Here is a 15,004-nt window from a genome sequence, read left to right as displayed (position 1 = left end):
CCGGATCAGCCCTTCAGCTTCTTCTTCACCGCGCGGGCGAACTGCTTCGGGTGGCGGATCTTCGCGACCTTGCGGGCCGTGTCGTGCAGCTTGAGCACCGGCGAGTTGCGGTACTGCCGCAGCTCGTCGCGGAGCTTGCGCAGCTGCGCCTCGCGGGTCTTGAGGCTCGCGTCGCGGAACCGCAGCGTCCGCTCGAGGCCGAAGACCTTGCCGGCCAGCTCCTTGATCCGCTTCTTGTCCTCGTCGGTGTCGGCGAGCGCGGTGGCCACGTCCGGCACCTCGGCCTCGGCCGGCGCGAACGCTCCGGCCAGCTCCCGGCCGCGGGTCAGCAGCTCGGGGGTGGCCTCGACGCCGGACATGCCGAGCCAGGTGGTCACCAGGTCGTCGCTCTCGACCATCCACGGCGGCCACGGGTGGCGGCGGTGGGCGGCGATGAGGCGGTCGCGGAACCGGAACCAGGAGGCGGCCAGCAGCTCGTCGCGGCTCGCCCCCTCGGGGGCCTCGGTGAGGCCGCGGACGAAGCCGTCGGCCGCCGGGTAGAGGTCGTCCAGCGGGAAGCTGTCGACGCGGGCCGCGTACGCCCGGAAGCCGGGCACGTCCTCGGCCGCGGCCAGCCGGAACAGCTCGGTCTCGGCCGAGACCGTGTCGGGCACGACCCGGTCGCCGACCGTCCAGCCCGCGTCGCCGAGGTCGAGGCTGTGGGTGGCCGTGTACGCCGTGTGGGTGGCGCCGGCCGGGCCGAGCACGGCCAGCCAGCCGGGCGCCACCGCGCCGAGCAGTCCGGCCCGGGCCGCGGCGTCGGCGCCGGTGGTGATCGGGGCGACCAGCGGGGTGTGCGCGGCCGCGGCGGCCAGACCCTCCAGGGCCAGGCGGGCGCCGGGCCGGCCGGGGCGGGTGCCCGCGGCGGCGGCCGAGTCGAGCAGCGTGTGCGTCTCGCCGGCGGCGTCGAACGACGCGTACAGGCGCGCGGCCGGCAGCGCGGCCAGCACCTGGTCGGGCGAGGTGGGCCGCTCGGGGTCGTCGTGCAGCGGGCGCCACTCGTCGTCGCCGTGCCGGGCGTCCACCGGGCGCCGGTCGTAGAGGCCGGCCAGGCCGAACTCGTTCTCGACGCCGATCAGCACCACGGCGTCCGGGCCGGCCAGACCGGTGACCAGGGCCGCCCGCTGCGGCCAGTTGAGCGCCGGCGAGTCGTAGCCGAGCACCCGGTCGAGGCCGTCGGCCGCGACGACCAGGTCGTACGGGCCGTTGGCCAGGCCGTCCAGCGCGCCCGCGACGATGCTGACCTCGGACGAGGGGAACGCCTCGCGCAGGTCGGTGGCGTCGCTGACCGAGCGGATCAGCACGGTGACGTGCTCGCTGCGGGCCGCCACCAGGGTGATCAGCTCGTGGCTGTGCGGGCCGGCGATCAGTGCGCGGGCCGCCCGGGCCGGCAGCGCGTCGGTGAGGAAGGCCAGCAGCGCGTCACCGCCCGCCGGCTTGCGGTAGCTGGTGTAGTCGGTCCAGGGCTGGATCTCGCCGCGGACGACCTCGATGTCAGTCATGGTGGTTCCAATCGAAGAGAGACCGCATCTCGGCGGGCGACATCGTCCAGGCCTTGCCGAGCTCGTCGTCGGTGATCGCGCGGGCGGTGGCGAGATCGATGTCCTTGCCCAGCATGTCGGGCCAGAGCCGGGCGATGCGGGACTGGCCGCCGAAGAGCGGGTTGTCGCCCTCGAGCGCCATCGCGTCGCCGTAGACGGCGGGCTCGCACCCGGCCGCGACACCGTAGAAGATCGCCGTGGCCAGACGGTTGGAGGCCACCCGCTTGAACCGGCGGAACGCGGCCAGCTGCTTGTAGAGGAACTTACGGTCGGTGCCCTCGTAGTTCCATCCGCGCTTGCCGAAGCAGATGACTTCGAAGCCGGCTTCCTCGTACGCCCGGCGCACGTCGGCCCGCTCGTACTCGGTGTAGTAGAGGCTGATCGTGACCGGCTCGGTCTCGGTCTCCTTGATCTCGCTGATCAGGCGGGCGTGATCGCCCTCGATCTTGGCGCCGAGACCGCCCGGCGCGTCCCAGCCGTGGAAGAGGAACCAGAGCGTGCCCTCGCGGTCCTCCTCCTTCACCTTGCCCAGGTCGGGTTCGAGGTCCATGAGGTAGAGGAACGGCGCGCCGGTGACCGCGTAGTTGCGGCGGCTCAGCGCGTGGCCGCGCCGGCGGGGGGCGTCGCTCCAGACGAAGCGCCAGGCACCGTGGAAGAACTCGTGCACCGGGTTCCAGCCGCAGCCCACGTTCCAGCCGTGCTGGAGATAGCCCGGGATGCGCGGCGGGAACTCGTCGTCCAGGCCGCAGTGCCGGGCCAGGATGTGCGTCAACCCGTAGTAGTGGTTGTGGTGATGCATGGGATCAGTCCATCTCCAGGTGCAGGATGCCACTGCGGGCCCGCAGGACCAGCTTGCCCAGCCGGCGGGGGAGCCGGCTCACCAGGAAGCTGTCGGCCTGCACGGCGTACGGCGTGCCGCCCTCGGGCGAGGCGAACAGGGCCCAGTTCAGATCCTCACCCTCGGACAGGTCGTCCAGTCTCGTCGACGCCGTCCACCGCTCGTCGTCCAGGGTGATCTGCACCGGCGCGTCGATGCCGTCGTCGGAGTTCGGCAGGAAGCGGCGCCAGGTGATCCGGCTGTAGTCGGTGCCGGCCCAGCGGGGGCCGGAGACGCTCAGATAGGTGGCGTCCGGAACCGCCACGACGTCGTCGGCGAAGACCTGCGCCGGCGCCTCGATCAGGTTCAGGTACATGCCGGGGCTGCGGCTCACCGCGACCACGCGGCCGCGGCGCTCGGCCAGCACACCCCGGTCGAGGCCGGTGATCGACATCATGAACTGGTTCTTGCCGTCGTGCATGCGGGGCACCAGGACCGTACGCAGCAGGAACGGGTCGTCGGGCTCGGTCACGCCGATCAGCTCGTCGAGCGGGACCCGGGCCGTGAAGTCGTCCATCGCGTCATGGCGTACGCGCTGGACCGGCACGTGGACGGCGCCGACCGAGTGGCTCAGCCGCAGCTCCGGCTCCTCCAGGCGGGAGGCCAGCCGGCCGGTCAGCACGAGCTCGTCGCCCTCGACCTCGGCCGTGGTCAGCTCGACCGTGTTGCGCCGGAACTCGAGGAAGACCCGGCCGTCGCCGCCGTTGAGCGGCTGCACCCAGACGTCGCCGACCCAGTCGCCGACCGGGTACTGGAGACCGCCGGCGGCCAGCGTGCCGCGCCGCTTGAGGCCGTGCGAGCGCACCTCGACCGTGATCTGCGCCTTCTTGACCGAGCCGGAGAGCGAGGCCAGCAGCGTACGGGGAATGCGGGTGACGAAGCCGACGGGCCGGTTGTCGCCGTGCGTGTCGTGCTCGACGATCCGCTCCACCGGCAGCTCGTGGGACTCCTTGCCCGCGGTGAGCGCGACCCGGATCTCCGACTTGGCCGTGGTCGGCAGGTGGGCGATCTCGGCCGTGCCGTGCAGCACGAGCGCGTCGTCGGCCCAGGAGAGGTCGCGCACCGCGGTGCGGACGTCGAGCTCGGCCCGGGGCAGCGTGTAGAGCGAGGCCGCGACCTTCGACCCTTCGCGCAGGCCCGGATATTGCCCCTCGTAGCGCCAGGGGAGCACGGGGTGCCGGCGGGCCCGGACGCCGCCGCGGAGGCCGCCGTCGGCCCGGAAACGGGCCAGGCTCTGCAGCAGCTCGGCGTCGCCGGACTGGAGGGCCTCGTATTCGAGGCGGGCGAACGTCGACGACTCGGCGAGCACGGCCGGGTCGAGCCGGCTGCTCAGCCGCTTGCCCAGGGCGAGCAGCGGGGTCATCTCGTGGTCGGCCGCGGACGCGAACGACTGCACGATGGTGGTGAGGTCGACCGTGGCCAGGTGGCGGTGCACCTCGCCGCGCAGCTCGGGGGCGCGCTTGTCGACCAGGTCGAGCACCATCTCGGCCGAGACGACGCGGTCCTCGATGTTGGCGAACTGGAACTTGAGCTGGGTGATCGACTCGCCCGACTCGCGCTCGCGCCAGTAGTAGACCGGCACGGCCAGGCAGTCGACGGTCACGGCGTCGATGTGGGCGCGCAGGGTGACCGGGTAGTCCTCGTAGCGGATCGCCGGGAACTGGTATTTGAACTGGTCCCAGAAGGAGCGCCGGTAGACCTTGTTCCACACCATGCGGTCGATGGCCAGACCGGGGTGCTCGAAGATGTGGGTGGCCTTGCGCAGCTTGCCGTAGCCGGCGCGGTGCACGTACGACTGGCGGACGCCGTAGGTGTTGTTGAACCGGCGCGCGTTGCCGCCGGCCAGCGACGAGGCGGTCTCGTCGAGGGAGTTCACCATGATCTCGTACGCGTAGCGCGGGATCAGGTCGTCGCTGTCGACGAAGGTCAGATATTCGCCCTGCGCGTGCTTGACGCCCGTGTTGCGGGCCGGGCCGAGGCCCTGGTTCTCCTGGGTGACGATCCGGAAGCGGGGATCGGCCTCGCAGTGGGCGCGGGCGATCTCGGCGCTACCGTCCGGCGAGCCGTCGTCGACGAGGATGACCTCGAAGTCGGTGAGGGTCTGCCGGGACAGCGAGTCCAGGCAGTCGCCTATGTACCGTTCGACGTTGTAAAACGGGACGACGATGCTCAGCCGTGGAGTCACCTCGCTTCCTCACCGGGACGTGACAGAGACGGTGAGCGATGGAGCTGCAGCATGACACCAGTTCCTGCGAGGAGCGCGGGGGACTTGGCGATGTTGCCTGGCCCAAGAAGACAGAACCAGAGCCTGAAGATGAACTCTGGATGAACTTGTGACGTACGGGTGGTGAAGTGAGGCGTACATATCCCTAAACATCCGATAGGCCTAGTTTGTGAATCAGCGAACCCCCCGTCCGTTTCCGCCGTCTTGTGAGCACATCGGCCCGTGCTCCGCTCGGCTGCAGTTCGAGCGGAGCACGGGCCGACGATCACCCGGTGCGTACCGGGCCCGAGCCGCCACCCGGGGGCGAGCCGGCTGACGGAAGATCGCGGGGATCGAGCTCGGCCGTGCGGGCCGGCTGCGTCGGGACCACCGGCCGGGCCAGCGCGCGGCCCGACGCCGGATGCTGGTCGTCGCGGGCCTGGCCGAGCGTCGAGGGCCAGGTGTCCACGACCGGGGCCACGTCGCGGCCGGCCGGCGCCGCCACCGCGTCGGCCCGGGCGCCGAGCCCGGCCCGGTGCAGCTTGTGCCAGCGCAACCGGCCACCGGTCAGCGCGGTGGTGGCCGACTGCATCAGCACCAGGTACATCAGCTGCCGATAGGCGAACTGCTGGAGCGGCAGGCGCCACAGCGGCTTGAGCGACTCCTTGTCGAACCGGAACGCCACCGCCGCGGTGAACAGCTGGAGGGCCAGCATGCCCAGCCAGGCCACCACGGTCTCCTCGAGCTCCCAGAAGACCAGGCCGTAGACGAGCATGATGTCGACCACCGGGGCCAGCATCGGCAGCGCCACCCCGAACAGGGCCAGGAACGGCAGGCCGACCCGCCCGAAGCGGCCCGACGGGCCGGAGTCCCACAGCGCCCGGCGGTGCTTCCACATCGCCTGCATGGTCCCGTAGCTCCACCGGTACCGCTGGCGGTAGAGCTGCTCCAGCGTGGCCGGGGCCTCGGTCCAGGCCTTGGCCTTCTCGGCGTAGACGACCTTCCAGCCCGCCCGCAGCAGCGCGATCGTGACGTCGGTGTCCTCGGCCAGCGTCTCGTCGCTGACCCCGCCGACCTGGGCCAGCGCCTCACGGCGGAACGCGCCGATCGCCCCGGGCACGGTCGGCATGCAGCCGAGCACCTCGTACAGCCGCCGGTCCAGGTTGAAGCCGATCACGTACTCGATGTGCTGCCAGGCCGCGACCATCCGCTCCCGGTTGCCGACCTTGACGTTGCCGGCGATCGCGCCGACCTTGGGGTCCGCGAACGGCTGGACCAGCTCCCGGATCGAGTCCGGCTCGAAGATCGTGTCGCCGTCGACGGTGACGATCAGGTCGTGCCGGGCCAGCGCGACACCGGTGTTCAGGGCGTTCGACTTGCCGCCGTTGGGCACCCGGACGACACGGACGTTGGGCAGCCGCATCTGCTCGACCAGGGCGGCGGTGCCGTCGGTGGAGCCGTCGTCGACGACCACCACCTCGATGTCCGGATAGTCGCCACCGGCCAGCGACCGGACGGCGGCCTCGATGCCCTCCTTCTCGTTGTAGGCGGGCACGATCACCGACACCGGTTCGACGACCGGCCGGCCCCAGCTCCAGCCGGGTTTGCGGCGCTGCCGGGCGTGCCGGGTGGCGAGGAGCAACAACAATGCCGTACGCCCGATGGTCAGCGTCCCGACCAGCAGGAAGAGCCCCGCGATGACCCAGACGAGCCCGTCCGCGAGGCGGACCGTCCAGATCACCGCCATGCCCCGCCAGACGTCGGTGCCGGGCGCCTCGGGGTTCTCGGCCAGCAGGGGCACTGTCGCGCTCTTGGCGGCGGCCTTGTTGCTCTCGGCGATCGTCCCGTTGAGGCCCTCGGTGACCGTGGTGAAGCGATAGCCCTTGGCCTGCATCATCGGGATGTAGCTCTCGAGCGCCCGGACCGTCTGCGAGCGGTCGCCGCCGGCGTCGTGGAAGAGCACGATGGCCGAGGCGCCGCCGTTCGGCGTGGCGTTCCGGATGATCCGCTGCACGCCCGGCAGCTGCCAGTCCTCGCTGTCCAGGTCGTTGACGACGACCAGGTAGCCCTGCTTGCCGGCGTCCTTGATGATCTTCCAGTTGGTCTCGTCGATCGCGGCCGTCTTCGACGAGTAGGGGAACCGCGCCAGGTTGGTGTGCACGCCGGTGGCGCGGGCGATCGCGACCTGCGTCTGCGAAAGCTCCAGGTTGCGCCGCCACGGCGCGATCAGCTGCAGGTTGGGGTGGGTGAAGGTGTGCAGGCCGAGCTCGCTGCCCTCGTCGGTGACCCGCTTGGCCAGCGCCGGGTGGCGGGAGACCTCGGAGCCGACCACGAAGAACGTGCCGTGGGCGTTGTGCCGCTTCAGCACGTCGAGGACCCGGGGCGTCCAGGTCGGGTCGGGGCCGTCGTCGAAGGTCAGGGCGATCGTCTTGGCCGGCATGCGGCTGGTGCTCTCCTGGCCGCCGGTGGTGTTGATGACCGGCCCGCCGCCGAGGATCTCCGGTGGCACGCCGGCCTGGTCGCCGACCTCGGACTCGGCGTGGTCGCCCTTGAATTCGGCGTTCACGTACGCCTGGACGACGAGCACGGCGACGAAGACGCCGAGCAGCAGCGTGCCGAGCAGGACGCGCGGAGCGGGCAGCAGCCGGCGGCGGACGGGTCCGCGGCCGCGAGCGCGGCCGCGGGCACGCCGGGCGGGCATGGGGGGAGGGGTCACGAAGGCACCTTGGAAGTGAGGGTGTCGGAGGGCGGCGCGGGCGGCGGGGTGGAGCCGGAACCGGAACCGCTGGAACCTGATCCGCTGCCGGAGCCCCCGCCAGTGCCCGAGCCGCCGCCGCTGCCGCCGCTCGTGGCCGAGCCGCCGCCGCCCGAAGTGGTCCCGGAGCCGCCGCCCGAGGTGGTCCCGGAGCCGCCGGAGGTGGTGCCGGATCCGCCACCGCTCGTGCCCGACCCACCCCCGTTGCCGCCGGAACCGGAGCCGGAGTTGGACGAGCCCGAGCCGGCGGGGCTCGGGCTCGGGTCGTCGTCGACGGCGCTTCCGCCGCCGCCGCCCGTTCCGCCACCGCCGCCCGTGCCGCCGCCGGTGCCCGCTCCTGTGCCGCCGCCGGTGTTCGGGGCGGGCGGCTCGGGCGCGGCCGGCGGCTTGGTCGTGGGTGGCGGGGTGGTGGTGCCCGGCCCCGGCCCCGTCGTCGTCGGCGTGGTCGGCGGCGTGGTGGTGCCCGATTCGAGCGGCCGCGAGGTCGTCGGCTTCGGCTTGGGTGTCGGCTTGACCGTCTTGGTGGGCTTCGGGGTGGCCGACGGCGGCCGGGACGACGACGTCGCCGGCACCCGGGCCGACTCGAGGCGCGGCGCGAGGCGGCGCTCGGGTGTCCGGCGGGCCTCGGCCACGAAGACGGCCGTCGCCTTCGGGGTCGGTGTCGGGCTGGGTGCCGGGGGCGCCGGGGCCGGCGCCTTGGTCTCCTTCTCCTCGGGCTCCAGCCCGGGCAGCGGCAGCACCGCGCTGGAGCGGACCGGACCGCCCGCCAGGCTCACGCTGATCAGGCCGCCGTACACCATGACCAGCGCGCCGAAGGCGTAGGCGAGCCGCCGCAAGAACCTGCTGCGGCGCCCGGTGCTGTCCACGAACACCGGGGCGGGCTGCGAAACGGAGATCACCTCGGTGTCGGGAATCTCGATCGCGGCGAATTGCGGGTTTTCTGGCTCGTGCGAAGTCACGCGGCGAGCTTAAAAATATTTATGGCGATCTTGAGGGCCCTCACTCGGGAGGGTGACGGATGATCGCCGACCGGAATCAACCGAAATGATGAGCGTCAACGTTTGACCAGATGGGGGCCGGTATGTGCCGCTCGGAAACGCAACGCTCTGAGCAGCGGCGCAATGGCGAATGAATCGAGGTTACGCGAGTTCTGACAACCGTTAACTGTCGCTTTGCCGACAGTGAAAGAGGCTAAAAGCCGAAGCCTATTCACGCGGCGATATGCCGTACAAAAATAGGTTAAAGGCCTTTGTCCGGTTTGTCCAAACGGCTTGATCGAAATTTGAAAGTTCGGCACGTGACCCGTTGTGCCTGACATCGGAGGTCGTTAAGCTTTGTGGTGCGCGCCCCTATCGCCCGCTTCCCCCGTGGCAGGCGATCGGGGCGCGCTCTTGCGTTCAGCACAGCTCCGCTGATCCGCGCTGAGACGACTCGCGCCGGCAGTGTCGAGCACTACCGGCGCGGTGTGAGGGTCCGGGCGATCGCCTAAATCCAGCGGCCGCCCAGCCACATTCGTTGCGACCAGCTGTCGTACGGAATCAGCTGTCCCACGAAGATCGGATAGAAGTAGGCGAAGCAGAGTGCCACCGCGACCACGTACGCCGTGACCACGATGGTGCCGATCAATTGCCGATCCGTGCGGCCCTGTCCGGCGGCTATGCCCTCTTTCGGCGTCATGATGGCGCCGAGCACGTAGACGACGGCGAGGATCAGGAACGGCAGCGCGGGCAGGACGTAGAACGAGAACATCGTCCGGCCGTCCTTGATCGCGTAGTAGAACCACGGCAGGATGCCGGCCACCGCGCCCGTGCCGATCGCCCAGGCCCGCCAGTCGCGCCGGGCGACGCCGAACCAGACCAGGGCGGCCAGCGCCGGCAGGAACGACCACCACAGGATCGGCGTGCCGAGCAGCAGCACCTCGCGGGCGCAGCTCGTGGCACCGCAGTCGCCGCCGTTGTTCCAGTAGAAGGCGACCGGCCGGCCCAGCAGCAGCCACTGCCACGGCCACGACTGATAGACGTGCCGCTCGGTCAGCCCACTGTGGAACTTGTACGCCTCGGAGTGGTAGTGCCACAGGTTCATCAGCGCGCCGAAGACCGGCGGCTCGCTGAGCCCGTTCGCCTCCCGGTAATGGCGGAAGTAGCCGTCGTCGGTGACGAACCAGCCGGTCCACGCGGCCAGGTAGATCACGAAGCTGATGGCCAGGCTCAGGATCAGCCAGCCGAGATCGCCGATGATGCCGGCCAGGATCGGGCCACGGATGCCGGCCGAGCGGCGGGCCTGCACCCGCCAGACGATCACCAGCGCCGCGAAGAACGGCGCGAAGGCCAGGGCGCTCCACTTCACGCCGCAGGCCATCCCGAATGTCACCCCGGCCACCAGCAGCCACCACGGCACGATCCGGGGCACGGCCGGCGTCTTCTCGGGATCGAACCCGTTCTCCAGCGCCCGCAGGAGGCCCCGCCGGTAATGGTCGCGGTCGAGCACCATCGCGGCGAACGTCATCAGCACGAACAGGCCGAGGAAGATGTCGAGCAGCGAGGTGCGCGAGAGCACCAGCTGGAAGCCGTCCAGCGTCATCAGCAGGCCGGCCAGCCCGGCCAGCAGCACCGAGTGGAACAGCCGGTAGGCGACGCGGATCAGCACCAGGATCATCAGCGTGCCGGCGACGGCCGGCATGAGCCGCCAGCCGAGCTCGTGGTTGCCGTAGATCAGCTCGCCCAGGGAAATCAGCCACTTGCCCAGCGGAGGATGCACCACGTACGCCGCGCTGTTGGTCTTCTCGTCCCACTCCACGCCGTGGTGGAGCATGTCCCACGCGTCGGTCGGGTAGTAGACCTCGTCGAAGATGTAGCCCCTGGGGCTGCTCACCCCGTTCAGCCGGAGGATCGCGGCGATCACCACGATCACACCGGTGACGATCCACGAGTGCGGATTGAGCCAGTTGTCGAGCGTGGTCAGCCGCCGCCGGACGACCTCGGGAACCGCGCGCAGGCCACCGGGCTCCGGCGCCTCGACGGGCGGTTCCGGGGTGGTTTCTTTCTCCGCTGTCGCCGCCGTAGTCACCCCGCGATCGTAGAAGGTACGCCTGAGAGCCGACGCCCGCCGTCGCCGCGGCGCGTCATGTGATGGACTTTCCGTCGTGTCTTCCGCAGAGAACGCTTCCGGCCGGGTCGTGCTGCTCGGCGCGCCGCTGGGCAACGTCGGCGACGCCTCCACGAGGCTGCGCGAGGTCCTCGCCACGGCGGACGTGATCGCCGCCGAGGACACGCGCCGGCTGGCCCGGCTCACCCGCGATCTGGGCGTCACGGTCTCCGGGCGTGTCGTCTCCTACTTCGAGGGCAACGACGAGAGACGTACGCCCGAACTGGTCGAGGCCCTGGCCGGCGGAGCCGTGGTCGCGGTGGTCACCGACGGCGGCATGCCGAGCGTCTCCGACCCGGGTTTCCGGCTGGTCCGCGCGGCCCTCGACGCCGGATATCCGGTGACGGCGGCGCCCGGGCCGAGCGCGGTCACGACCGCCCTGGCGCTCTCCGGCCTGCCCAGCGACCGGTTCGTCTTCGAGGGCTTTCTTCCCCGTACGGGTTCTCATCGGCGCTCCCGCCTGCGCGAGCTCGCCGCCGAGCCCCGCACGCTGGTCCTGTTCGAGGCGCCGCACCGCATCGCGGGCACCCTGACCGACCTGGCCGCGATCTTCGGCGCCGAGCGGCCGGCCGCGGTGTGCCGCGAGCTGACCAAGACGTACGAGGAGATCCGCCGCAACACGCTGGAGGAGCTGGCCGCCGACGCCGCCCGCGAGGAGTTCCGGGGCGAGATCACCCTGGTCGTGGGTGGGGCGCCGGCCGGGCCGGCGCAACGCCCGGCCGACGAGGACCTGCGGGCGGCCGTCGCGGAGCGCGAGGCCGCGGGGCAGTCGCGGCGGGACGCGATCCAGGCCGTGGCCGACGAGTACAGCGTGAAGAAGCGCGAGGTGTACGCGCTGGTTCATCAGGCTTAGTACGCGGCCTTAGTACGCGGCCTTAGTACGCGGCGGCCAGGAAACCGGCGAGCAGCGCCAGGGGGCCGGCCAGGCTGAGCAGGATGGCGCCCCGCCGCGCCCGGGCCGACGGAAGCTGGCGAGCCCTGGTGACGCCCGCGATGGCATACCCGCAGAGAAGCACCAAGGCGAAGCCGAGCATCCAGCGCAGTTGCAGGAGCGCGCCGGTGCCGCCCAGATAGGCCTGCTGGCTGTCCGGGCTGACCATCTTGGCCGGCGTGACCGCGCCCGGCTGGCGGCCGGTGCCCTCGACGCCGAGCAGGGTCACCCGGGCGATGGTGTAGCTGCCGTCGTCGGCGGTGAACTGGCCGGCGCAGCGCTGGGTGACGCCGGTGCCGGTGCAGACGGTGGTGGTGGCGTTGCCGAGGTCGCCGTGGCCGACGGCGAGCCAGAACGGTTCGGCGCTGACCCAGGCGAAGAAGGCGGCGACCAGTCCGAGGGCGACGAGGGAGACCTGAGCGGAGAGAGGGAGGCCGGCCGAGCGGCGGCTGTGCCGCGGCTTGCCGGACGCCCGGCGGGGCTCCTCGGGCCGTACCTCGATCGTGTCGTCGACCCGGTCGTGCCAGAACGGCGAGTTCTCGAGCCGTTCGAGCCGGGCATCGGTGACCGGCGACCCGGTGAGCGGCGGCAGCGGCTCGGTGGGGCGGGCGTGGGAGCCACCCTGCCGGGGCCGCCGGACGACGGGCGGCCGAGCGGGCGCCGCCGTGGGCTCGAGGGGGACGGTGGGGCGGTTGCGGGCGCTGGGCTCCGGAAGAACCATGACGTCCTGATCCGCCGGCGGCGGCGTCACCGTCCCCGGCTCGGCCGTCTCACCGGCTGGCTCGACTTGGGCGTCCGGCGTCTCCGCGGTGGGCTGAGAACCGGTTGGCGAAGGTCCGGCCAGGGCGGCCGCTGAGGGCTGTGTCGCCGCTTCCGGCTGGTCAGTCGCCGCGATCGCCTGGACAGCGTGGGGTGCTGGCCTTCTGGCGGTATATCCGGCGGGCGGGCGCAGCGGGTCGTAGCGGTGGGGGTCCGGACGGTCGTGGTCACGCTCGACGGCGACAAAACGGGCGACCGCCTCGGCCGGGGGAGCGGCTGACGCGACAACCGGCGCCGGCGCTTCAGGAAGTGGCCCTTGAAGGGCCGTGGCGTGGCCCTCAGCCGGCTGGGTGGCGAGCTCCTCGGCCCGCGGGGTGGCGGGCTTTTCCGCCGGCGGGGTGGCGAGCTTCTCAGCCGGCTGGGCGGCGGACTTCTCAGCCGGCTGGGCGGCGGGCTCCTCGATCGGCGGGGCGATCGCGGCGGCGGTGGGGGGTGGGGTCAGCTCGGCCGCTGGTGGGGTGGCACGAGGGGGCGCCGTGGGGTTCAGGGCCTCGGCCACGTCGGAGGCGGCGGCCGCGTGGGCGTCGGCTGCCTCTCCCGTGTAGGTCTTCGCCGCCGGCGGTTCCAGTGTGTTCGTACCACCGGAAGGCTGTTGATCCTGATGGGCGACCGCGGGGCGGCGGCGAGGGTGACGTGGGCGGGATGGCCGGTCGGTCTCGCCGCGCCACCAGGCCGCGTCGGGATCGGCGAACGACCACGGGTCGCCCTCGCTACGAGGCGTTTCCCCAGGCTGTGGCGTGTCTCCGAGCACGTTTCCATTTGACTACGCGGGGTGGCCGAGGGCAGGTTCAAATCCTGGCGTGTCGGAATAAATGCGGATCTCGCTCAGGGCGGAGCGAATCCCGTCGCGGCGCCAGGGGGCGGCTCACTACGCTTGTACCCCATGAGTCACGTTCTCGCCGCGGTTGCCTGGCCTTATGCCAACGGCCCGCGCCACATCGGTCATGTGTCCGGCTTTGGAGTGCCCTCCGACGTTTTCAGCCGTTACATGCGCATGGCCGGTCACGACGTGCTCATGGTCTCCGGCACCGACGAGCACGGCACGCCCATCCAGGTGCAGGCCGACGCCGACGGGGTGACCCCGCGGGAGCTCGCCGACCGCTACAACCGGGTGATCGTCGAAGACCTGCACGGCCTCGGACTGTCGTACGACCTCTTCACCCGCACCACGACGCGCAACCACTACGCCGTCGTCCAGGAGCTGTTCGGTGCTCTGCACCGCAACGGCTACATCGTGGCGCGCACGACGCTGGGCGCGAAATCGCCCTCCACGGGCCGCACCCTGCCCGACCGCTACATCGAGGGCACCTGCCCGATCTGCGGATACGAGAGCGCCCGCGGCGACCAGTGCGACAACTGCGGCAACCAGCTCGACCCCGAGCAGCTGATCAACCCGCGCTCCAAGATCAATGGCGAGACCCCGGAGTTCGTCGAGACCGAGCACTTCTTCCTCGACCTGCCGGCGTTCGCCGAGGCGATCGGCAACTGGCTCGACCAGCGGGAGAACTGGCGGCCCAACGTCCTGAAGTTCTCCCGCAACCTGCTCGACGACCTTCAGCCCCGGGCCATCACCCGCGACCTGGAGTGGGGCGTGCCCATTCCGCTCGACGGCTGGCGCGACCGCAACGACAAGCGCATCTACGTCTGGTTCGACGCGGTCATCGGCTATCTGTCGGCCTCCATCGAGTGGGCCCGCCGCTCCGGCGACCCCGAGGCCTGGCGCAAGTGGTGGTCGGCCGACGGCGCCGGTAAGGACTCGCAGGCGTACTACTTCATGGGCAAGGACAACATCGTCTTCCACTCGGTGATCTGGCCGGCGCTGCTGCTGGGTTACTCGGGCGAGGGCGACAAGGGCGGCGAGCCGGGCTCGCTGGGCCGGCTCAACCTGCCCACCGAGGTGGTCAGCAGCGAATATCTGACCATGGAGGGCAAGAAGTTCTCCTCGTCGCGCCGCGTCGTCATCTACGTGCGCGACTTCCTGGAGCGCTACGACGCCGACGCCCTGCGCTACTTCATCGCCGCCGCCGGCCCGGAGTCCAACGACACCGACTTCACCTGGGCCGAGTTCGTTCGCCGCAACAACGACGAGCTCGTGGCCGGCTGGGGCAACCTGGTCAACCGGTCGATCTCGATGGCGGCCAAGAACTTCGGGGCCATTCCCGAGGCCGGCGAGCTGACGGCCGAGGACGAGGCGCTGTTGGCGGTGGCCAGGGCCGGTTTCGGTACGGTCGGTGAGCTGATCTCCAAGCACAGGCAGAAAGCGGCCATCGGCGAGGCGATGAAGGTCGTGGCCGAGGCGAACAAATACCTCTCCGAGCAGGCGCCCTGGAAGCTGAAGTCCGAGGAGGACAAGCCCCGCCAGGCGACGATCCTGCACGTGGCGCTCCAGGTGGTCAGCGACGCCAACACGATCCTGACCCCGTTCCTGCCGCACTCCGCGCAGAAGGTCTTCGAGCTGCTCGGCGGCGAGGGCGTGCACGCGCCGATGCCGCGCATCGACGAGGTGGACGACCTCGACGGCGGCCCGTCGTACCCGGTGCTCCAGGGCGACTACACGGTCGGCGCGCGCTGGGAGTCGGTCCCGCTGGTCGCGGGCACGCCGCTCTCGGCCCCGAAGCCGGTCTTCAAGAAGCTCGAGCCCTCGGTGATCGAGGAGGAACTGGCCCGCTTGGGTTAGGGGCGGTCACCACCGGCG

General features: G+C 71.1%; 9 protein-coding genes. 2 read left to right on the top strand and 7 right to left on the bottom strand.

Going from position 1 to position 15,004, the window contains the following annotated elements; translation table 11 throughout:
- Positions 1-5: 5 nt before the first annotated feature.
- From ACQP2X_RS46120 to ACQP2X_RS46095, 6 genes are all read right to left on the bottom strand, one after another.
- A complete protein-coding gene (locus tag ACQP2X_RS46120) occupies positions 6-1,541 on the bottom strand; it encodes a Med9 domain-containing protein (protein WP_498692504.1) in 1,536 nt (511 codons plus the stop codon).
- On the bottom strand, positions 1,534-2,379 hold the full coding sequence (locus tag ACQP2X_RS46115) for a hypothetical protein (protein ID WP_498692503.1): 846 nt from the start codon (positions 2,377-2,379) through the stop codon (positions 1,534-1,536). The genes ACQP2X_RS46120 and ACQP2X_RS46115 overlap by 8 nt, the downstream gene beginning before the upstream one ends.
- A gap of 4 nt (positions 2,380-2,383) precedes the next feature.
- A complete protein-coding gene (locus ACQP2X_RS46110; RefSeq protein WP_498692502.1) occupies positions 2,384-4,642 on the bottom strand; it encodes a glycosyltransferase family 2 protein in 2,259 nt (752 codons plus the stop codon).
- Between the two features lie 304 nt (positions 4,643-4,946).
- Positions 4,947-7,361, bottom strand: coding sequence for a bifunctional polysaccharide deacetylase/glycosyltransferase family 2 protein (locus ACQP2X_RS46105; protein ID WP_498701269.1), 2,415 nt, complete (start codon positions 7,359-7,361; stop codon positions 4,947-4,949).
- Between the two features lie 11 nt (positions 7,362-7,372).
- Positions 7,373-8,374 (bottom strand): hypothetical protein, encoded by a 1,002-nt coding sequence (locus ACQP2X_RS46100; protein ID WP_498692501.1) that lies wholly within the window; start codon positions 8,372-8,374, stop codon positions 7,373-7,375.
- Positions 8,375-8,900: 526 nt separating this feature from the next.
- Positions 8,901-10,481 (bottom strand): dolichyl-phosphate-mannose--protein mannosyltransferase, encoded by a 1,581-nt coding sequence (locus ACQP2X_RS46095; RefSeq protein WP_498692500.1) that lies wholly within the window; start codon positions 10,479-10,481, stop codon positions 8,901-8,903.
- Positions 10,482-10,557: 76 nt separating this feature from the next.
- On the opposite strand from ACQP2X_RS46095, the gene rsmI reads away from it, so the two are divergent.
- Positions 10,558-11,412, top strand: a complete 855-nt coding sequence (gene rsmI, locus ACQP2X_RS46090; RefSeq protein WP_498692499.1) for a 16S rRNA (cytidine(1402)-2'-O)-methyltransferase — start codon at positions 10,558-10,560, stop codon at positions 11,410-11,412.
- Positions 11,413-11,434: 22 nt separating this feature from the next.
- On the opposite strand, the gene ACQP2X_RS46085 is transcribed toward rsmI, so the two are convergent.
- Positions 11,435-13,060, bottom strand: coding sequence for a hypothetical protein (locus tag ACQP2X_RS46085; RefSeq protein ID WP_498692498.1), 1,626 nt, complete (start codon positions 13,058-13,060; stop codon positions 11,435-11,437).
- Positions 13,061-13,192: 132 nt separating this feature from the next.
- Here ACQP2X_RS46085 and metG point away from each other — a divergent pair, with 132 nt between their 5' ends.
- Positions 13,193-14,986 carry a methionine--tRNA ligase gene (gene metG / locus ACQP2X_RS46080; protein WP_498692497.1) on the top strand — a complete coding sequence of 598 codons (1,794 nt, stop codon included), beginning with the start codon at positions 13,193-13,195 and terminating at the stop codon, positions 14,984-14,986.
- Positions 14,987-15,004 lie beyond the last annotated feature (18 nt).

The organism is Actinoplanes sp. CA-131856 (assembly GCF_050956135.1).
Classification (GTDB): Bacteria; Actinomycetota; Actinomycetes; order Mycobacteriales; family Micromonosporaceae; genus Actinoplanes.
Note: the sequence above shows the minus strand (reverse complement) of the source record. Positions and strands in the feature narration are given on the sequence as shown.

Coding starts and splice junctions, on each gene's coding strand:
- ACQP2X_RS46120 (WP_498692504.1), bottom strand. CDS start 1,541: ATGACTGACATCGAGGTCGTCCGCGGCGAGATCCAGCCCTGGACCGAC.
- ACQP2X_RS46105 (WP_498701269.1), bottom strand. CDS start 7,361: ATGCCCGCCCGGCGTGCCCGCGGCCGCGCTCGCGGCCGCGGACCCGTC.
- metG (WP_498692497.1), top strand. CDS start 13,193: ATGAGTCACGTTCTCGCCGCGGTTGCCTGGCCTTATGCCAACGGCCCG.
- ACQP2X_RS46115 (WP_498692503.1), bottom strand. CDS start 2,379: ATGCATCACCACAACCACTACTACGGGTTGACGCACATCCTGGCCCGG.